At 47.0% G+C, this 18,107-nt stretch carries 20 protein-coding genes and 2 riboswitches; of the genes, 12 read left to right on the top strand and 8 right to left on the bottom strand.

All coding sequences use genetic code 11. The features are described from left to right. The first annotated feature begins 41 nt into the window (after positions 1-41). The 8 genes from coaE (at position 42) to BN3349_RS03395 (ending at position 5,464) form a co-directional block, all read left to right on the top strand. Positions 42-662, top strand: a complete 621-nt coding sequence (coaE, locus tag BN3349_RS03430; RefSeq protein WP_040975933.1) for a dephospho-CoA kinase — start codon at positions 42-44, stop codon at positions 660-662. Next, a complete protein-coding gene (gene yacG / locus BN3349_RS03425; RefSeq protein WP_040975931.1) occupies positions 655-861 on the top strand; it encodes a DNA gyrase inhibitor YacG in 207 nt (68 codons plus the stop codon). The genes coaE and yacG overlap by 8 nt, the downstream gene beginning before the upstream one ends. Further along, complete coding sequence (locus BN3349_RS03420; protein ID WP_040975929.1) at positions 861-1,127, top strand: GNAT family N-acetyltransferase; 267 nt, start codon at positions 861-863, stop codon at positions 1,125-1,127. Before yacG ends, BN3349_RS03420 begins: the two co-directional genes overlap by 1 nt. Positions 1,128-1,396: 269 nt before the next feature. Then, positions 1,397-1,516, top strand: a riboswitch (glycine riboswitch). Positions 1,517-1,628: 112 nt separating this feature from the next. Continuing rightward, positions 1,629-2,996 carry an alanine/glycine:cation symporter family protein gene (locus BN3349_RS03415; RefSeq protein WP_040975927.1) on the top strand — a complete coding sequence of 456 codons (1,368 nt, stop codon included), beginning with the start codon at positions 1,629-1,631 and terminating at the stop codon, positions 2,994-2,996. A 267-nt stretch (positions 2,997-3,263) separates the two neighbouring features. Next, on the top strand, positions 3,264-3,587 hold the full coding sequence (raiA, locus tag BN3349_RS03410; RefSeq protein ID WP_040975926.1) for a ribosome-associated translation inhibitor RaiA: 324 nt from the start codon (positions 3,264-3,266) through the stop codon (positions 3,585-3,587). A gap of 89 nt (positions 3,588-3,676) precedes the next feature. Next, a riboswitch (PreQ1 riboswitch) is annotated at positions 3,677-3,721 on the top strand. Position 3,722: 1 nt separating this feature from the next. Further along, positions 3,723-4,409 carry a 7-cyano-7-deazaguanine synthase QueC gene (queC, locus tag BN3349_RS03405; RefSeq protein WP_040975924.1) on the top strand — a complete coding sequence of 229 codons (687 nt, stop codon included), beginning with the start codon at positions 3,723-3,725 and terminating at the stop codon, positions 4,407-4,409. Beyond that, positions 4,402-4,830 (top strand): 6-carboxytetrahydropterin synthase QueD, encoded by a 429-nt coding sequence (gene queD / locus BN3349_RS03400; protein WP_040975922.1) that lies wholly within the window; start codon positions 4,402-4,404, stop codon positions 4,828-4,830. Before queC ends, queD begins: the two co-directional genes overlap by 8 nt. Then, positions 4,820-5,464 carry a 7-carboxy-7-deazaguanine synthase QueE gene (locus BN3349_RS03395; RefSeq protein ID WP_040975920.1) on the top strand — a complete coding sequence of 215 codons (645 nt, stop codon included), beginning with the start codon at positions 4,820-4,822 and terminating at the stop codon, positions 5,462-5,464. Before queD ends, BN3349_RS03395 begins: the two co-directional genes overlap by 11 nt. A gap of 4 nt (positions 5,465-5,468) precedes the next feature. On the opposite strand, the gene xerD is transcribed toward BN3349_RS03395, so the two are convergent. From xerD to proC, 3 genes are read right to left on the bottom strand one after another with little or no spacing between them, the layout of a single operon-like run. Further along, entirely contained in the window at positions 5,469-6,362 is an 894-nt protein-coding gene (gene xerD, locus BN3349_RS03390) for a site-specific tyrosine recombinase XerD (RefSeq protein ID WP_040975919.1), read from the bottom strand. Next, positions 6,359-7,525, bottom strand: a complete 1,167-nt coding sequence (locus BN3349_RS03385) for a 3-phenylpropionate MFS transporter (RefSeq protein ID WP_040975918.1) — start codon at positions 7,523-7,525, stop codon at positions 6,359-6,361. The genes xerD and BN3349_RS03385 overlap by 4 nt, the downstream gene beginning before the upstream one ends. Continuing rightward, entirely contained in the window at positions 7,525-8,340 is an 816-nt protein-coding gene (gene proC / locus BN3349_RS03380) for a pyrroline-5-carboxylate reductase (RefSeq protein ID WP_040975917.1), read from the bottom strand. Before proC ends, BN3349_RS03385 begins: the two co-directional genes overlap by 1 nt. Positions 8,341-8,416: 76 nt before the next feature. Between proC and rdgC the strand changes: the two genes are divergently transcribed. Beyond that, on the top strand, positions 8,417-9,322 hold the full coding sequence (gene rdgC / locus BN3349_RS03375) for a recombination-associated protein RdgC (RefSeq protein ID WP_040975915.1): 906 nt from the start codon (positions 8,417-8,419) through the stop codon (positions 9,320-9,322). A 125-nt stretch (positions 9,323-9,447) separates the two neighbouring features. Here the strand turns inward: rdgC and purA are convergent, their stop codons facing one another. From purA to BN3349_RS03355, 4 genes are all read right to left on the bottom strand, one after another. Continuing rightward, positions 9,448-10,746: an adenylosuccinate synthase gene (gene purA, locus BN3349_RS03370; RefSeq protein ID WP_040975913.1), complete on the bottom strand. Its 1,299-nt coding sequence runs from the start codon at positions 10,744-10,746 to the stop codon at positions 9,448-9,450. 149 nt (positions 10,747-10,895) lie between these two features. Continuing rightward, positions 10,896-12,251 carry a lysine-sensitive aspartokinase 3 gene (gene lysC, locus BN3349_RS03365; protein ID WP_040975910.1) on the bottom strand — a complete coding sequence of 452 codons (1,356 nt, stop codon included), beginning with the start codon at positions 12,249-12,251 and terminating at the stop codon, positions 10,896-10,898. Positions 12,252-12,422: 171 nt separating this feature from the next. Next, complete coding sequence (gene proA / locus BN3349_RS03360; protein ID WP_040975908.1) at positions 12,423-13,682, bottom strand: glutamate-5-semialdehyde dehydrogenase; 1,260 nt, start codon at positions 13,680-13,682, stop codon at positions 12,423-12,425. A gap of 8 nt (positions 13,683-13,690) precedes the next feature. Next, positions 13,691-14,362, bottom strand: coding sequence for a trimeric intracellular cation channel family protein (locus tag BN3349_RS03355; protein ID WP_040975906.1), 672 nt, complete (start codon positions 14,360-14,362; stop codon positions 13,691-13,693). Positions 14,363-14,519: 157 nt separating this feature from the next. Between BN3349_RS03355 and BN3349_RS03350 the strand changes: the two genes are divergently transcribed. Continuing rightward, entirely contained in the window at positions 14,520-15,329 is an 810-nt protein-coding gene (locus BN3349_RS03350) for an HI_1241 family integral membrane domain (RefSeq protein WP_040975905.1), read from the top strand. A gap of 184 nt (positions 15,330-15,513) precedes the next feature. Here the strand turns inward: BN3349_RS03350 and BN3349_RS03345 are convergent, their stop codons facing one another. After that, positions 15,514-15,744 carry a hypothetical protein gene (locus BN3349_RS03345; RefSeq protein ID WP_040975904.1) on the bottom strand — a complete coding sequence of 77 codons (231 nt, stop codon included), beginning with the start codon at positions 15,742-15,744 and terminating at the stop codon, positions 15,514-15,516. Between the two features lie 258 nt (positions 15,745-16,002). Here BN3349_RS03345 and BN3349_RS03340 point away from each other — a divergent pair, with 258 nt between their 5' ends. Together BN3349_RS03340 and BN3349_RS03335 are read left to right on the top strand one after the other, a co-directional pair. Next, positions 16,003-16,701, top strand: a complete 699-nt coding sequence (locus BN3349_RS03340) for an RraA family protein (protein ID WP_040975903.1) — start codon at positions 16,003-16,005, stop codon at positions 16,699-16,701. 32 nt (positions 16,702-16,733) lie between these two features. After that, positions 16,734-18,080 carry an MFS transporter gene (locus BN3349_RS03335; protein WP_040975902.1) on the top strand — a complete coding sequence of 449 codons (1,347 nt, stop codon included), beginning with the start codon at positions 16,734-16,736 and terminating at the stop codon, positions 18,078-18,080. The last annotated feature ends 27 nt before the right edge of the window (positions 18,081-18,107 follow it).

Raw genomic sequence — 18,107 nt, 5'->3', positions numbered from 1 at the left:
ACCTTTGCGGGATAACTATTTGATGGCATTAAGGAAAAAGAATGACCTATATTGTAGGCTTAACGGGCGGTATCGGCAGCGGTAAAAGTACTGTGGCGAATTTGTTTGCCGCACTTGGCGTTCCTGTGGTTGATGCGGATATTGTCGCGCGCGAAGTGGTGGCAAAAGGTACGCCGTTGTTGGCGCAGATTGTCCAGCATTTCGGTGAAGGCATCGTAACCGAACAGGGCGAGCTAAACCGCGCAGCGTTGCGCGAGCTGATCTTTGCCGATGAAACCGCACGCCAATGGCTGAATAATAGATTGCATCCGGCTATTCGGGAAGCTATGTTGCATCGTTTGCACGCACAGAGCTATCCTTATGTGCTTTGGGTGGTGCCATTATTAATTGAAAATAATTTGACCGCACTTTGCCGGCGCATACTGGTGGTGGATGTGATGCCGGAAACGCAGCTTTTACGCGCCGCCAAGCGGGATAGCAATAACGCGGCATTGATTAAAAATATTATGCGTGCGCAAGTCAGCCGTGAGGTGCGCCTTCGTGTTGCCGATGATGTGATTGACAACAACCGGGAGTTAAGCGAATCGCTGCCAAATATAAAACAAAAAGTGTTAGAATTACACCGTTATTATTTACAACAGGCAGAGGCTGAACATGAGTGATGATATTTTTGCAGTGCCTTGCCCGATTTGTGGAAAATCGGTGGTATGGTCGGCACAAAGTCCGTATCGCCCTTTTTGCAGCAAGCGCTGTCAGCTAATTGATCTGGGCGAATGGGCGAATGAAGAAAAAGCGATTCCGGGCGAAACGGCGGATTTTACAAGCGATGAACATGGTGGCGAAGATTGGAGTAAACATTGATGAACATTCAGCATGAACAGGGCGAAAAGGGCGGCGTATTTTTTCTGACCGACGCCGATAATCAACGAGTGGCGGAACTGACGTATTATTTTGTCGATCCGAACACCATCAACGCCAATCATACCTATGTATCGGAAAGTTTACGCGGGCAGGGCGTAGCGGATAAATTATACGGCGCGCTGCGGGCTTTTATTACCGAACGCCAACTGACGCTGATTCCCGGCTGTAGTTATATTGCAAAAAAATGGGAAAAGGAAACCCGTTGAATTTATCGGTATATCATTGAAAATAAAAAACACGCATAGCGCCCGTTTCGGTTGCCCGCAATTTTGTCGGCAGCTGTGAGTAAACGGCAGGCTGAATAAATCCGGCGGCGGTTATTGAGCTTCGGCGCTTATCCTGCTAAAATTCACCGCACTTTTATTCTTGTGATAAAAGACAAGTTCGGATGAAGGTAGCTGGAGAGTAGGGAATTGACCCTGCACCGACGAGGTAAAATCTTTCAGGTGCTAATAGATTAGCGAGGACTGTTACTGGACGAACCCTTGGAGAGATCCACTGTGCAATGGCACAAAATGGACGCCGAAGGCGCAAAAGAGCGGTCGTTTTTACGACAGTTTTTGAAACGCTCAGGCAAAAGGACAGGGGCAAGAGACTATTCAGGTGACGTTGACGCTGATATTTCGACAGAAATCGCGTTATTTCTTATCTATTCGCCAAACATCTTTTCGCCTCCTTGTAAACCGTCATTTTTACGAGGAATTCACATGTCGCTGGAAACGATATTATCATCCATCAATTCATTTATCTGGGGTCCGCCGCTGCTGATTTTGTTGTCCGGCACCGGACTTTATCTTACTTTGCGCCTTGGCTTTATTCAGATTATTCATCTGCCGCGCGCACTGGTTTATTTATTTAAAAAAGAACGGGGACAAAAAAAAGGTGATGTTTCCGCCTTTGCCGCGCTTTGTACCGCACTTGCCGCGACTATCGGCACTGGGAATATTGTCGGTGTGGCGACTGCCGTGCAGGCGGGTGGACCGGGTGCGATGTTTTGGATGTGGCTGGTCGCCTTGCTGGGTATGGCGACTAAATATGCCGAATGTCTGTTGGCGGTAAAATATCGCGTGCGCGATAAACAGGGTTTTATGGCGGGCGGACCGATGTATTATATTGAACGTGGCTTGGGGCTGGGTTGGCTGGCGAAACTGTTTGCCGTTTGCGGCGTGTTGGTAGCGTTTTTCGGTATCGGTACATTTCCACAGATTCAGGCAATTACCCATGCCATGAACGATACTTTCCATGTGCCGGTAGCGCTGAGTGCTGCGGTGATGACACTGTTGGTCGGGCTGATAATTCTCGGCGGGGTGAAACGCATTGCGACGGTTTCTTCCGTGCTGGTGCCGTTTATGGCGGTGTTGTATGTGGCGACGGCTATTGTGATTATTATCTTCAACTGGCAGCGCGTGCCTGATGCTGTTGCACTGATTATTCACAGTGCTTTCGAGCCGCAGGCGGCGTTGGGCGGCGCTTTGGGCTATACGGTGATGAAAGCGATTCAGTCTGGTGTGGCACGCGGTATTTTTTCCAATGAATCGGGGCTAGGCAGTGCGCCGATCGCCGCCGCTGCGGCACAAACTAAAGAACCGGTACGGCAGGGGCTGATTTCCATGACCGGTACTTTTCTAGATACGATCATCGTCTGTTCTATGACTGGAATCGTGCTGGTCCTGACCGGCGCATGGCAGTCAGAGATGGCGGGCGCTGCGGTGACCAATTATGCGTTTTCGCAAGGCTTAGGCAGCGGTATCGGGGCGACTATCGTTACCGTCGGATTGCTGTTTTTTGCTTTTACTACCATTTTGGGGTGGTGTTATTACGGTGAGCGTTGCTTTGTTTATCTGGCGGGTGTAAAAGGGATTAAACTGTACCGTACGGTGTTTATCGTGCTGGTGGGCTGCGGAGCTTTTATTCATCTGGAGTTAATCTGGATTTTGGCGGATATCGTCAACGGATTAATGGCGTTTCCGAACCTGATTGCATTGGTTGGACTGCGTCATGTGGTGGTGAATGAAACGAAAGCGTATTTTGCTCGCCTGCCACTGAGTAAGGTTGACCAAGACGAGCCAGCATAACTGGGAACTTGTTTAAAAGATAAGCTAAAACAAAGAGTTGCTAATGTAAATCAGCAACTCTTTGGGGTAAAAAACTCTCTCATCATAGCAATTTTCAACTAAAAAGGCAGTATCTTTTTTCAGATTTTCCAGCCGGATCATAATTTTTATTTTTTCCGATGAAATTCGCGATAAAGTGCTTGAAAAGTCAAGATAACGACGTTATGTTGTTACTAAAGGATTTCACGGAGTAGAAATACTCTTCATTAAAACAAAGAGGTAAATGCTATGACTCTAAATATCACAAGTAAACAAATGGATATCACCCCTGCAATTCGTGCTCACATCGAAGAAAGACTTGCTAAGTTAGGTAAATGGCAAACTCAGTTAATCAATCCGCATTTTATTTTAAACAAACTTCCGCAAGGTTTTTCCGTTGACGCCTCAATTGGTACGCCGCTTGGTGATTTATTTGCCAGCAGTCAATCGGAAGATATGTATAAAGCGATTAATGAAGTTGAAGAAAAATTAGAAAAACAACTGAATAAATTGCAACATAAAGGTGAGGCTCGGCGAGCCGACGAACGTTTAAAAGATTCGTTTGCCGAATAATCAACCAAGATCTTAATTCAGCCCGTCTGTGATGACGGGCTTTTTTGTTGGACAATTGCCGCTTTCAGGGTAAAATGGCGGCACTTGATATTCACGTGGTTCGCAACCCTCCCACGCAAAAAAACTAGGAAAATTATGTCTCTATCAACTCAAACGGGCGATCGCAAAGCGGTTGTCATTTTCTCCGGTGGACAGGATTCCACCACCTGCCTGATTCAGGCGATTGCCGATTATGGCGTACAAAACGTCGAAACGGTCACGTTCCGTTATGGTCAGCGCCATGCCATTGAATTGGAAAAAGCCGCTTGGATTGCGCAGGATCTCGGTGTTAAACAAACCTTAATTGACACCTCAGTGATAAGCACCATCACTACCAATGCGTTAATGCACACGGATGCCGCAATTAAAGCAGGCGATAATGGCGTGCCGAATACTTTTGTGGACGGGCGTAATGCGCTGTTTTTGCTTTATACGGCGATTTATGCCAAAGGGCGCGGCATTCACGATATTATTGCCGGTGTGTGCGAAACAGATTTCAGCGGCTATCCCGATTGTCGCGATGTGTTTATTAAGTCTATGAACGTTACGCTGAATCTGGCAATGGACTATACCTTCAACTTGCGGACGCCTTTAATGTATCTGACCAAAGCGCAAACTTGGGCGCTGGCAGACGAGCTGGGCGCGCTGGACTATATCCGCACACATACTCATACTTGCTACATGGGCGTTGAACAAGGCTGCGGCGAATGCCCGAGCTGTATCTTGCGCGAAAAAGGGCTGAATGAGTATTTGCAACAAAAAAGTGCGGTGCAAAATGTTTAAGGTTTCAAAAGAATTCAGTTTCGATATGGCGCATCTGCTCGACGGACACGACGGCAAATGCCAGAATCTGCACGGGCATACCTATAAACTACAGGTAGAAATTGCGGGCGATTTGCATCCACAGGGCGCAAAGAAAGGCATGGTAATAGATTTTACCGATCTCAAGGCGGTGGTCGACGCACTGATTTTAGCGCCGATGGATCATGCTTTTATTTATGATACCAGCAGCCCGCGAGAATGCCGAATTGCGGCATTGCTACAGGAGTTGAACTCGAAAACCTTTGGTATGCCGACCCGCACCACGGCGGAAGAAATCGCGCGGTTTATTTTTCAGCGCCTAAAACGGGAAGCTGGATTGCCGGTATCGGCAATTCGTTTATGGGAAACGCCGACTTCGTTTTGTGCCTATGATGAAGATTGAACCGATTATGCTAACTGCTGCGGATGAACCGCAGTATGCCATCGTAGAGATTTTTGAAAGTCTACAGGGCGAAGGCGCCAATACCGGTATGCCTTGTGTATTTATCCGTTTCGGCAAATGCAATCTGGCTTGTTCTTGGTGTGATACAGAATTCAACCGTTTTCGCTGGCTGCGCTTAAGCGAGATTATGCGCAAAGTGCGGTCTTTTTCCGCCAAGAATATTATTATCACTGGCGGCGAACCTACAATTCAGCCGAAACTCACCGCACTTTTGGCACAATTAAAACAGGCGGGTTATTTTCTTGCGATTGAAACCAACGGATTAAAGCCCGTTGCGGCGCAAATCGATTATATTGCGGTGAGTCCGAAAGCCGAATATCAAGACAAATATCGCCAGCGCTGTATTAAAACCGCCGATGAAGTGCGGATTGTAGCGGACGGCGACGTGCTGGATTTTTGTGCGGAAATCGAAACGCGGATTCGAGCGACTTATTATTATCTGTCGCCTTGCGACAGCGGCGGCGAGATGAATCTGTTGCATACCGTGCGCCAATTGGGCTTGTTGAATCAGCGTAACAACAAACCGAAATGGCTGTTGAGCCTGCAAACCCATAAATTGCTCGGCATTGAGTAATGCGCTAGCCGCGCGGGTGATAACGCGCGTGCAGATGTTTTAAACGTTCCTTGGCAACGTGGGTATAAATTTGCGTCGTGGATAAATCGCTGTGTCCAAGCAGCATTTGCACCACCCGCAGATCAGCGCCGTGATTCACCAAATGCGTGGCAAAGGCATGGCGTAGCACATGCGGCGATAGGGCATCGCAGTCGATTTCCGCCAAAATGGCATAATGCTTGATCCGATGCCAGAATGTTTGGCGTGTCATTTGGCTGCCGCGACGGCTCGGAAACAGCGTATCGGCGCTTTGCCCGGCGAGTAAATGTGCCCGTCCATACAGAATAAACTGGCGCAGCCAATAAGCCGCCTCTTCGCCCATGGGCACAATGCGTTCTTTATTGCCTTTCCCGATGACCCGTACAACCCCTTGATTCAGACTGATGCTGTCGATAGTCAGAGAAACCAGCTCGCTGACCCGCAACCCCGTAGCATAAAGCAGTTCCAACATAGCTTTATCGCGCAATTCCAACGGTTCATCCGTATTCGGCGTACTGAGCAAATCCGTAACCTGCTGTTCGCTCAGGTATTTAGGCAACCGTCCCGGCAGTTTCGGCGAGCTTAATACCGCACTGGGATCGTCAAGACGGTATTTTTCCCGGTATAAATATTGAAACAACTTACGCAGCGCGCTTAACAAACGCGCCGTGCTGGTGGCTTTATAGCCTTGTTGCAGTCGTTCGCCGAGAAACGTTTGCAGATCCACCGCATCTAAGGTCAGCAGATTGCCGTTTTGTTTTTCCAGCCAACGACAAAGTGCGGTCAGATCCAGCCGGTAAGATTGCACGGTATTTTCCGATAAGCCTTTTTCCAGCCAGAGTTCGTTGAGAAACAGTTCAAGCAGCGCAGAATCTTTCATGAAGCGTCGTTCCGAAGTAAAAAGGCTTCCACTTTCGGCGGAATAAATAACAGTGCGATTAAGGCGACTGCGCTCATAACAGCGAACGTTAGTGACGGCGAAAGCGGATACAACACGCCAGATAGCGCCGTCAGCAGCGCTACGGCGGCGCAACCGGACAGACCGTTATATAATCCCTGTAATTTGGCGATCGCATTTTGCGGCTGGGTCGTAATATAACGCACCATGGCATAATGACCGGCAGCATAAGTCAGGCTGTGCAGCAGTTGTGCCGAGGCGATAACCGCCAATTCCTGCGTGGATCCCAACACGCCCCAGCGTAGCGCTGCCGCCAGTGCAGACAGATAAAACAGACGGCTGACGTTCCAGTGTTTGAATAATTTGGTAGAAAAGAAAAACAACACGATTTCCGCCACGACACTTAATCCCCACAGCAAACTGGTGGTCTGCACCGAAAGACCAGAATCCGTCCAATACAGCACACTGTAGGCATAATAAGCCGCATGGGAGCCTTGAATTAGCGAAATGGCGATCAGCAGGCGCAATGTGGTGTTATCTTTCAGTAATTGTTTGAATGTTACCGTATTTTCGACCGCACTTTCCGCTTCGTCATGGGGTGGCGTATGCGGCGAATTCATCTGCATCACGGCATACAGCCCTAGCAGCGCGGCTAAGATCCAAATAATAGACGCTTCCCCGATAATCCCGATCAGATATCCGAATAAGGTAACGCCGACCACAAAGGCGGCAGAACCGATCAAGCGCGCCTTACCGTAATCCAGCTGAATCTGCTTTTGCCAAGTGGACGCCAGCGTATCACTGAGCGGCATTCCCGCCGCATTTAACATCGCAAATAGCCAAATTGCAGCGCATAGCAGCCAGAAACTTTGGGCCAGAAATGCGATAACCGACATGACGGCACAACTCAGCCAAGCCAGATAACGCAACGCATTCAGCAGTTGTGAGGCGCGTTTGACCAAGGCGGAGAAGAAAATGCCGCCGATAAAACGGAATAAATAGGAAGAGGCCAAAATCAAGCCGATGGTCTCGGCGCCGTACGCTTGCGATTTCAGCCAAACAGGAAAAAACGGCACAAAGACGCCGTAGGCACAGTAATAACCGAAAAAACTCAGTGCCAGCCAAGTAAAAGGAGCGATTTTCATTAAAACAGTGTTTCCATTTCTTGTGAACGTTGCACACAGGCTTGTATGGCCTGTTGTACCATTTGTTCAAGCTGATACTGATCAAATACCGCCAGTGCCGCCGCGGTAGTACCGCCTTTCGAGGTGACGTTTTGGCGTAGCTGAGCTAACGTAATTTGTGGATTTTCTCCTGCCATTTTTGCCGCGCCCAAAGCGGATTGCTGCACTAGCATACGTGCCTGTGTTTCGCTCAGCCCCATTGCCGTCAATGCCTGCTGCATGGCGTGCATAAATTGGAAAAAATACGCCGGGCTGCTGCCGGAAGCAGCGGTTACCAGATGCATATCCGATTCGTTTTCCACCCAGCAGCTTGCGCCGACTGCATTTAATAAATTCTGCGCAAAGGTTTTAAATGCCGAAGGCAGATTCGGTTCGGCAAATAGCCCCGCCATTCCTGCGGAAACCAGCGCCGGCGTATTCGGCATCACACGCACGATATGCCGTGCGCCGGGCAACAATTCCCGCAAGCGTGCAATCGGCACGGCGGCGGCGATGGAAATTAATAATTTATCTGAAAAATCCACCGCACTTAAGGGCGAACAGACCGCGCCGATCACCTGCGGTTTTACCGCCAGCAACACCACTTCGGCTTGATTTACCGCCGACAGATTATCTGCCGTGACCTGCACGCCTTGACGGGCGAACAGTTCCCGTCTGTTCGCATTCGGATCGCAAACGATAATGTGCTGTGCCGGATAGTCTTTTTTTAACAGCCCGAAAACAATCGCCTGCGCCATATTACCGCCGCCGACAAACGCAATGAATTTATGTTGCATATTTTTATCCCGAATAAGTTACAATAGAAAACCGATATAGGCATACATTTTACCTGAATAATAATAAGGATCTACTATGTTTTGGTTTAAGCACGCGATGATTTTCCGCCTAACAAAAACACTGGATTGGGATATGGAGCGCTTGCAGCAACAGTTGGCACAATGTGAATTCCATGCTTGCGGTCAAGCGGATATGAGTAAATTCGGCTGGGCAAATCCGTTGTCCGGCAGCGAGTTATTGCATTTTTCCGTTGGTAAGCAGATTTTGCTGGTCGCGCATAAAGAAGAGAAAATTCTGCCTTCTTATGTGGTTAAGCGTGAGCTGGACAGTCGTATTGAGGCGCTGGAACAAAAAGAAAATCGCAAACTGAAGAAAATAGAAAAGCAGGCGTTAAAAGATGACGTGGTTTCTCTGTTATTGCCGCGCGCATTCAGCAAACATCAGCAAACCGCGTTGTGGATTGATGCGCAACATGAGCTGATTTATGTGGATGCCGCATCAAGCAAACGGGCGGAAGACGTGCTGGCGTTATTGCGTAAATCCTTGGGTTCACTGCCGGTGGTGCCGTTGAGTTTTGCCAATGAACCGACGTTGGTCATGAGCGATTGGGTGGCACAGGATAAGCTGCCGCAATGGTTGAATGTATTGGAAGATGCCGAGTTGAAAGGCAGTCAGGATAATGCAGTGATCCGTTGTAAACAGCAGGCGCTGGATACGGATGAGATGCTATCGCTGTTGCAGGCGGGCAAACAGATCAGCAAACTGGCATTGGAATGGGAAGAGCATTTAACTTTTGTGTTGAATGAGGATTGCAGCTTGAAACGGTTGAAATTTGCCGATCAAATTCGTGACAAAAACGAGGATATTTTAAAAGAAGATGTTGCGCAGCGCTTTGATGCGGATTTTGTTCTGATGACCGGCATATTAGCGAAATTGACGGCAAATCTGCTAGAAGAATGCGGCGGAGAAAAAGTGCGGTGATAAAAATCAATGTTTCAGTGGGTCGGCATATTCAATCCTCTTTCTGATTAACTATTTTCCCTGCTATGCCGATTACAGTGAAAATAAAGGGCGAATATATTTCGCCCTTATGTGTTTGATATCGGTTAAGCCGCAAAAGGATCGCGTAAAATCATGGTTTGTACACGGTCAGGACCGGTAGAAAGAATATCCACCGGTACGCCGGTGACTTCTTCAATCCGTTTGATATAGTTGCGGGTATTTTGTGGAAGCTGGTTAACATCGGTGATCCCGAAGGTATTTTCTTTCCAGCCCGGCAGTGTTTCATACACTGGTTCAACGCCTTCCCAGTCTTTTGCCGCCAACGGTGCGTATTCGACAATATCGCCGTTCGGCATTTTATAACCGACACAGATTTTTACTTCGTCAAAACCGTCCAGCACATCCAATTTGGTCATACAGAATCCGGAAATCGAATTCACCTGAATGGCGCGGCGAATGGCCACGGCGTCAAACCAACCGCAACGACGCGGACGACCGGTCACAGCACCGAATTCGTTACCTTTGCGCGCGATCTCCGCACCGACGTCATCGAATAATTCGGTCGTGAACGGACCGCCGCCGACACGGGTACAGTAAGCTTTTACGATACCCAATACATAACCGATATAGCGCGGACCGAAGCCAGAACCGGTAGATACGCCGCCGGCAGTGGTGTTTGAGCTGGTGACATACGGATAGGTGCCCTGATCGATATCCAGCATTGTGCCTTGTGCGCCTTCAAACAGAATATTGTCGCTGTTTTTACGTGCGCTGTCTAAAATGGTGGTCACATCGGCCACCATGCCGGTAATAATATCGGCAATGGCAAATACTTCATCCAGCGTTTTTTGGTAATCAACCGGCTCGACTTTATAATAGTTGACCAGTTGGAAATTGTAATAGTCTAAAATCGTTTTTAATTTTTCGGCAAATGCCGCGCGATCAAACAGATCGCCTACTCGCAAACCGCGCCGCGCCACTTTATCTTCGTAAGCCGGGCCGATACCGCGCCCGGTGGTGCCGATGGCTTTTTTACCCAGCGCCGCTTCACGGGCGTGATCCATCGCGACGTGATAAGGCAGAATTAACGGGCAGGCTTCGGAAATCAATAAACGTTCGCGTACTTTAATGCCGCGGCTTTCCAGCTCACCCATTTCTTGTAATAGTGCGGACGGTGAAAGCACTACGCCGTTGCCGATCAGACAGGTGACATTTTGACGCAGAATACCGGACGGAATTAAACGCAGCACGGTTTTTTCACCGTTGATAATCAACGTATGCCCCGCATTATGACCGCCTTGATAACGTACTACGTACTTTACCCGGTCGGTGAGTAAATCGACAACTTTTCCTTTACCTTCATCGCCCCACTGAGCGCCTAAGATAACAACACTTTTTCCCATATATTCCGCCTTTTAAGCTGAGTTTTTATGAATGAACAAACAGCTGATTACTTTACTATTTTATCCGCTTAATCTCAATCCAAATCGTTATTTTCTTTGTATCTTTTCCGGCAGTAAAAAAGAGCGGTGATTTTACCGCTCTTTTGCCGCTATGCTTCAAACAGGTTTTTATGCAGTGCGCGTACGACATCGTCCGCTTGTTCGCTTTGCACCAGCATGCAGACATTATTGCTGCTGGCGCCGTAACTGATCATGCGGATATTGTAGGTTTCCAGCGTGCCGAAAATCCGTTTTGCCAGCCCGGCAGTAATATGCAAATCATTGCCGACCAACGCCACCAGCGACAGCCCGGTATCCACTTTTACGCTGGATACTTCGCTTAATTCGGCGAGCAACTCGCCGGATAGCATATTAGCGCCGGAAGAGGCGGAGCCGGTTTTATCCAGCGTCAGCGCAACACTGACTTCAGAAGTCGTAATGGTATCCACCGAAATTTTGTGTTTTGCCAGAATGCTGAACACATTGGCTAGAAAACCCTGCGCATGCAGCATGCTGAGGCTGGACAGGGTGAGCAGGGTCTGATCGCGGCGCAGGGCGATGGCACGGAAAGTCGGACGCGGCTGCGGATCGCGCGTGACCCATGTGCCGCCGTCTTGTGGCGCTTTGCTGGAACCGACGTAAACCGGAATATTGCTGCGCACCGCTGGCAGCAGGGTTGCCGGGTGCAAAACTTTGGCGCCGAAAGTCGCCATTTCCGCCGCTTCGGCAAAACTCATGGTATCAATGCGACGTGCGTTCGGCACAATGCGCGGGTCGGTGGTGTAAATGCCGGCGACATCGGTCCAGATTAATACATCTTTGGCATCTAATACTTCCGCCAGTAGCGCTGCGGAATAATCGCTGCCGCCGCGCCCCAAGGTGGTGGTTTTACCTTGTGGATCACGACCGATAAAACCTTGTGTGATCACCAGTTCGCCGCGATCAAGCAAGGGTTTCAGAATATTGTCGCTGTTTCTACGGGTTTGTTCGTCATTCGGTGCGGCTTTGCCGAAATGGCTGTTGGTGGCAACGACTGTGCGTACATCGATCCACGTAGCGTTGGCATGCAGTTCTTTCAGTACCTGCACGAAAATTAAGGTGGACATCATCTCACCCTGGCAGATTAATTCGTCGGTAAGCGCCGGGGAAGTCGCCAAACTGGCGGCTTCCGCCAGGCTTTCAATGGTGCCGAGGATGGTCTCCACTTTATGACGAACCTGCGTGGCATCCTGCAATTCATTTAAAATGTTTTCCTGAATTTGGCGTACTTCCGCCATCCGTTTGGCTTGTTCTGCCGCATCGCAACCGTTGGCGAGTGCAACTAATAAATTGGTAACGCCGGCCGAGGCGGAAAGTACCACGACGCGCGTGGCGGGGTCGGCAATGACGATTTCCGCGCAGGCACGCATAGCGGCATAATTGGCGACGCTGGTGCCGCCGAATTTAGCTACTGAAAGATTAGGCATAGGTTAATTCCTTAATAATTAATGGTAAGCGATATTGTGTTCAACAATACAGATAACGATTTAAACAAAGATTGTCAAATATTTTTTTATAAAATAAAAGAAAAACGCCATTCTGTTAAATGGCGTTCTGTTATTCTTGGTTTTTGACGATTAAAATCGAATAATTTTTAATTAGCTGCGAACCAGATAATCGCCGCTACCAATCCATTTGTATGAGGTTAGTGCCTCCAATCCCATCGGACCGCGCGCGTGCAGTTTCTGCGTGCTGACCGCCACTTCCGCGCCCAGCCCGAATTGTCCGCCGTCGGTGAAACGGGTGCTGGCATTAATGTACACAGCAGCGGCATCCACCTGATTGACGAATTGCCGGGCGAGCTGCTGTGAGGCGGTTAGAATTGCCTCCGAATGTTGCGTGCCGTATTCGGCAATGTGGGCAACGGCCTGTTCGATGTCTTGTACAATCACGACGTTTAAATCCGGTGACCCCCATTCTTGGCGCAGTTCCGCTTCCTGTACCGCCACAACCTCGGCGCCGGTTTGCTGTAAAAGCGCAAGTGCGGTCGGATCGGCGTGAAATTTTACCTGTTTATCCTTTAAGTAAGCGGCGAGCCGAGGCAGGAAATCGGCTGCGATACTGCGCTGTACCAGCAGAGTTTCCAGCGTATTACAGGTGCTGGGGCGCTGTGTTTTGGCATTGGCAATTAGGGCTAAAGCGCGCTGTAAATCGGCACTTTGTTCCACGAAAATATGGCATACACCGACACCGCCGGTAATTACCGGAATGTGGGAATGCTGTTTGCAAAGTGCGTGCAGACCGGCACCGCCGCGCGGAATAATCATATCAACGTAACGATCCAGTTTGAGTAATTGCAGCACCAGTTCGCGATCGGGATCAGTAATCGCCTGTACGGCATGTTTCGGCAAATCGGCTTGTTGCAGCGCCTGCTGTATCACGCCAACCAGCGCGGCATTTGAATGGCGGGTTTCTTTGCCGCCGCGCAGAATAACCGCATTGCCGGTTTTTAAACACAGGGCAGCGGTGTCAATGGTCACATTCGGGCGTGCCTCATAAATGGTACCGATTACGCCCAGAGGCACACGTACACGTTCGATTTTTAATCCACTGTCCAGCGTGCCGCCGTCGATAATTTTGCCGACTGGATCGGCCAGCGATACGACATGACGGACATCCTCGGCGATAGCGCGCAGGCGCGCTTCGGTCAGCAGCAGGCGATCGAGCAATGCTGCGCAAAGCCCGTTTTGTTTGGCTTGTGCGATATCCTGTGCATTGGCAGCCAGGATTGTGTCAGCTTGCGTTTCCAACTGTTCGGCAATCAGCAGTAGGGCGTTGTTTTTGTCTTTTGCCGATAACTGAGCGAGAACGAAAGCCGCCTGTTTAGCCTGTTTTCCCATTTCGATTAAATCTGTCATAACTGATCCTATTTGGTTTTTTGCGGTAATTTGTCGGTGTTTTCTTTGGCTGCGATAGGCGTTTCCTGATAATCGAACACCGGCAGCCCCCATTCAAAATAAATTGCCAGTAAACGGATGATAAAGCCACTTACCAGCGTGACGATAATGACCAGATTTTGATTAATATGCAGCTGCTGTAAGCCGATATAAATGATTGCCGCCAGCAGCGCGACACTGGCATAGAGTTCTTTTTGAAAGACCAGCGGAATACGGTTGCACAATAAATCGCGCAAAACGCCGCCGAATGCACCGGTAATAATTGCGGCGATAATGGCAATCGTCATGCTGTGTCCCATATCCAGCGCGATCTGTGCGCCGATAATCGAAAAGACGATCAGCCCCAGCGCGTCCAACACCAAAAAGACAGTGCGGAAATAGTGAATAAAATGTTTAATCAACGGCGCGATAACCACGGTTAAGACGGCAGCGCTTGCCACGATTAAAAAATAATGCGGATTTTTCACCCAACCGAGCGGATAATGACCGAGCAGTACATCGCGCACCGAGCCACCGCCGATAGCTGTCATCGAGGCGATAATAATTACCCCGAAAATATCCATTTTCTCCCGTCCGGCCGCCAGTGCGCCGGTGATTGCTTCGGCGGTGATGCCGATAATATATAAAATGCTGAGCAGCATAAGGCTCCTGATAAAAAGTGCGGTCCGTTTTGGCGTATTTTAGAGAGGAATCGGACAAAATGCCAGTGAAGCGAAAGATTGAAATACGCTTATTTTTGACCGCACTTTTAAATTTTTGCATAATGTGCGCCTCAATCGTCCCGAGTAGGAAATTTTTATGTCAGAACAACAATCGAAACCTTTAACCGCGGCATTATCTTTTATTCCGGTGCTGCTGCTTTGTCTGTTAGATATTTTCGCCTTGTATTTACAAGCGCAGTCCAAAGCGCTGGCTCATTTGAGTTTTGCCGTGTTGACGGCACAACTGTTGTGTATTCTGGTATTTGCGAAAGGTGAAATTTGTAACGGACAACGCGCGCGCTTGGTGAGGGTCAATCTTTATTTTCTGATGTATTGGACGTTATGGCTTGTGTTAAGCCTGTTTTCCAATTATCACTATGTGCTGACGGATATTGTCAGTCTGTGTGGCATTGCCGTTACGCTGGCGATTTGGCTACAGCCGCAGGAGGCACAGATGCGCAAATCACTTTTAATGCTCGGTGCTTTGTTGGCGGGATTAGGCATGCTCACCTATGCGCTGATGTTTATCGAATTACCGTTGCTGGATACGATGCAATATAACTTAACCGCACAACTGCTGACGGGCGTGATTCTGACCAATATTGCGTTGGTGACGGCGAAAAACCGTCTGCGGGCGCTGATCGCTTTATTTCCCTTTGCCATGCTGATTTTATTGTTAATCAATGCGTTGATTGTGCTAGCGTTATTGGCTTACGCGTTTACAAGTGCGGTAGTTTTTGCCAATGAATTGGCGCTAGGTTTGTATTTCGTCTTACATTTGCTGATTGCGGGGATCATCGGGCTGCATATTTTCCTCAAACGCAGCTTGGATTATAACGCGTTATTGATTCTGTTGTTTATCAGTGCCAGCCTGCCGTTATGGATAGGGTTTTCTTATATGAAATAGTCACTACTTTTTTATTTGTAGACAGACTATTGTCTGTCGGCAAAGAGGTTTTTATTAAATTTGATATGTTATCACCGGACTGATTTTGTCCAAAAACAAGAATGAAAGAGATAAAAAGCCATTTAATGCGCCTATCTTTTATTATGTACAGTCTAAATAACTTATTCTAACTTGCTAAAATTTTCTAGCGCGTCCACGCCTGTTTGACATCTTTGGTTTGAGGCGTATTTTGCGCCATGATGCCGGCGAGGCGATGCGGTTGGTAGGTTTCTTTCAGATAAGCCGCATCTTTGGCAGAAAGTTGTAATTCAGTGGTGTCGTATTTGCCTTTGGCATAGATGTCTTCTTCGGCATGCTTGGTAGTTGTGCCCGACAGGCGGGACAAGCATTCACTGGCAAGGGCGCTGTAGAGCATAAGGGCGATGTTGTCTTCACTGCACAGAGGATGCAGTTGGCGCTCAAATTTTTTATAAAGCAACCCATTATTTTATTTAATTTGTTAAATAAATGTTTTTTATTTGAATTAATAACCCCTCTTAATCCTTCAATTGTTCTTTTTATGTTAAATCCTACCAATTTTTAAGTATTTTTACTTTGTTTTCTTATTTAATCTGATTAGAATGAAACACGTTTATTGTTTGTTTGAACTTTTTTATTCATTTATGAGGTGAAAATGACTACTCTTGGAAATCGTATTTATACAAAAATCAACCGTCCTTCCCCAGAATTAATTCAACAATTCAAAAATCTTCCTGTGCCAAATATTGCAGACAATATGTCTCGTATGTTTTGTGCACATTCATCCATTAAAGCCGTTAAACCTGAGATGACTATTGTAGGTTGTGCATTTACGGTAAAAGTACGTCCCGGTGACAATTTATTTTTACATAAAGCCATTGATATGGCACAACCGGGCGATGTCATTGTTATTGACGCTCAAGGCGATGTCACCAACTCAATTTTAGGCGAAATTATTGCACGTCACGCTAGAAAACGTGGTATCGCTGGCATGATTGTTGATGGTTCAATTCGTGATTACGGCGGTCTTGCTGAATTAGATGATTTCCCTGTGTTCTCTAAAGGCTACGCAGCAATGGGTCCTTATAAAGATGGTCCAGGTGAAATTAATACGGTGATTTCTTGTGGCGGCGCAGTCGTTCGTCCTGGTGATATTGTTGTTGGCGATTGTGATGGTGTGGTTTTTGTACCAGCTGACAAAGCTGAAGAAATTTTAAAAGAAACTATTGCTGTTGGTGAAAAAGAAAAACAAATTTTCAAAGATATTGAAAATGGTTGCTACGACAGAACTTGGGTAGATAAATCCCTTGCCAAAATTGGCACTGAAATTATTGACGATTACTATAAATTTTAATTGAAATTTAAATGTAGATTTGGAGTTTTACTATGAGTGAAAATACTAAAGAGCAATCACCACCTAAAAAAATCGGGAAGTTCCGCTGGGTTATTGCCGTTATCTTTTTCTTAGTGTATATGATTGCGGGTGCTGACCGTGCAAACATTGGTGTGGTTGTTCCTTTTATTAAAGAAGATTTCCATTTAACCAACGTTGATATTGGATTAATGGCAACCTTATTCTATATCACTTATGCCGCGATTCAAATTCCTATCGGTTTCTTGTTTAGTAAATATGGTGTAAGAAAAATTTTCTCTGGTGCCATGATTTTAACTTCACTTTCAACCTTAGTGATGGGTTTTGCGACTAATGTTATACAATTGAAAATTTTCCGCGCTATTCTTGGTGCTGCAGAGGGTCCATTAAACATTGGTATCGTATCAACCATTAACCGTTGGTTCCCTGCAAAAGAAAAAGGCTTAGCAACGGGGATCTTTATGTCCGCCATTAAATTTGCGCCTGCATTTGTTCCACCACTTTGTACTTTTATTATTCTTACTTGGGGGTGGCGCGAAGTTTTCTATATTTTTGCGGTGCCTGGAATTTTACTTTCTATTGTTTGGTGGGTTATTGTTAAAGACGATCCAAGAGAAAGTAAATATTGCTCAAAAGAAGAATGTGATTACATTTTAAATTCAGATGCTCCTGCTGCCACTGATAAAAAATCAGCGGCTACTGAAGTGAAAGAAAATATTTGGTTAGATAAATTAATTCGTCGTAAAGAAGTTGAATTATTAGATGACAACCGTTCTATTTTATTTTCTTGGAATAACTGGGCTTGTGCAATTGGATATGGTCTAATGGTGGGGATTACTTATTCTATTATGACTTGGGTACCAACCTATTTATTAAATGAAAAAGGCTTATCCATCAAGAGTATGGGGATTGTGGCAGCCGCACCTTGGGTTGGCGCAATTTTAGGGAATATTATTGGCGGGTATTTATCCGATAAATTCTTTAATCGCAGAAGAAAACCAGTAATGTTAATTACCACTGCATCCACAGTGATTATGATGTATTTGTTAATTAATGTTCCCGCTATTCCTGTCGTTATTGGCGTATTATTCTTCTTAACTGGAATTTTATTAAATATTGGTTATTCAACTTTCTTAGTTTATCCAATGGGATTAGTGGCGAAAGCGAAAGTACCGCTTGCTGCATCCATCGTTAACACTGTAGGTTCAATTGGCGGTGCTGTTTCTCCATTCGTGGTGGGCTTGCTTTTAGATACCTATGGTTGGGAACAAGTGTTTATTTTCTTATCCATCAGCTCTTTCATTACATTATGTTTATTGTTAACCATGATCGAGCCTTTCGGAAAAGAAAAACAACAATAATTTAATTTTTAAAACGAATAGCCCTAA

Source organism: Necropsobacter massiliensis (assembly GCF_000827595.2).
Taxonomy (GTDB): Bacteria; Pseudomonadota; Gammaproteobacteria; order Enterobacterales; family Pasteurellaceae; genus Necropsobacter; species Necropsobacter massiliensis.
Note: the sequence above shows the minus strand (reverse complement) of the source record. Positions and strands in the feature narration are given on the sequence as shown.

What these genes read in the sequence shown, in the direction of transcription:
- BN3349_RS03385 (WP_040975918.1), bottom strand. Translation starts at nt 7,525, where the DNA reads ATGAAAATCGCTCCTTTTACTTGGCTGGCACTGAGTTTTTTCGGTTAT.
- BN3349_RS03335 (WP_040975902.1), top strand. Translation starts at nt 16,734, where the DNA reads ATGAGTGAAAATACTAAAGAGCAATCACCACCTAAAAAAATCGGGAAG.
- BN3349_RS03415 (WP_040975927.1), top strand. Translation starts at nt 1,629, where the DNA reads ATGTCGCTGGAAACGATATTATCATCCATCAATTCATTTATCTGGGGT.
- coaE (WP_040975933.1), top strand. Translation starts at nt 42, where the DNA reads ATGACCTATATTGTAGGCTTAACGGGCGGTATCGGCAGCGGTAAAAGT.
- purA (WP_040975913.1), bottom strand. Translation starts at nt 10,746, where the DNA reads ATGGGAAAAAGTGTTGTTATCTTAGGCGCTCAGTGGGGCGATGAAGGT.
- rdgC (WP_040975915.1), top strand. Translation starts at nt 8,417, where the DNA reads ATGTTTTGGTTTAAGCACGCGATGATTTTCCGCCTAACAAAAACACTG.
- BN3349_RS03350 (WP_040975905.1), top strand. Translation starts at nt 14,520, where the DNA reads ATGTCAGAACAACAATCGAAACCTTTAACCGCGGCATTATCTTTTATT.
- queC (WP_040975924.1), top strand. Translation starts at nt 3,723, where the DNA reads ATGTCTCTATCAACTCAAACGGGCGATCGCAAAGCGGTTGTCATTTTC.
- BN3349_RS03420 (WP_040975929.1), top strand. Translation starts at nt 861, where the DNA reads ATGAACATTCAGCATGAACAGGGCGAAAAGGGCGGCGTATTTTTTCTG.
- xerD (WP_040975919.1), bottom strand. Translation starts at nt 6,362, where the DNA reads ATGAAAGATTCTGCGCTGCTTGAACTGTTTCTCAACGAACTCTGGCTG.
- BN3349_RS03345 (WP_040975904.1), bottom strand. Translation starts at nt 15,744, where the DNA reads ATGCTCTACAGCGCCCTTGCCAGTGAATGCTTGTCCCGCCTGTCGGGC.
- lysC (WP_040975910.1), bottom strand. Translation starts at nt 12,251, where the DNA reads ATGCCTAATCTTTCAGTAGCTAAATTCGGCGGCACCAGCGTCGCCAAT.
- yacG (WP_040975931.1), top strand. Translation starts at nt 655, where the DNA reads ATGAGTGATGATATTTTTGCAGTGCCTTGCCCGATTTGTGGAAAATCG.
- proA (WP_040975908.1), bottom strand. Translation starts at nt 13,682, where the DNA reads ATGACAGATTTAATCGAAATGGGAAAACAGGCTAAACAGGCGGCTTTC.
- queD (WP_040975922.1), top strand. Translation starts at nt 4,402, where the DNA reads ATGTTTAAGGTTTCAAAAGAATTCAGTTTCGATATGGCGCATCTGCTC.
- raiA (WP_040975926.1), top strand. Translation starts at nt 3,264, where the DNA reads ATGACTCTAAATATCACAAGTAAACAAATGGATATCACCCCTGCAATT.
- BN3349_RS03395 (WP_040975920.1), top strand. Translation starts at nt 4,820, where the DNA reads ATGAAGATTGAACCGATTATGCTAACTGCTGCGGATGAACCGCAGTAT.
- proC (WP_040975917.1), bottom strand. Translation starts at nt 8,340, where the DNA reads ATGCAACATAAATTCATTGCGTTTGTCGGCGGCGGTAATATGGCGCAG.
- BN3349_RS03340 (WP_040975903.1), top strand. Translation starts at nt 16,003, where the DNA reads ATGACTACTCTTGGAAATCGTATTTATACAAAAATCAACCGTCCTTCC.
- BN3349_RS03355 (WP_040975906.1), bottom strand. Translation starts at nt 14,362, where the DNA reads ATGCTGCTCAGCATTTTATATATTATCGGCATCACCGCCGAAGCAATC.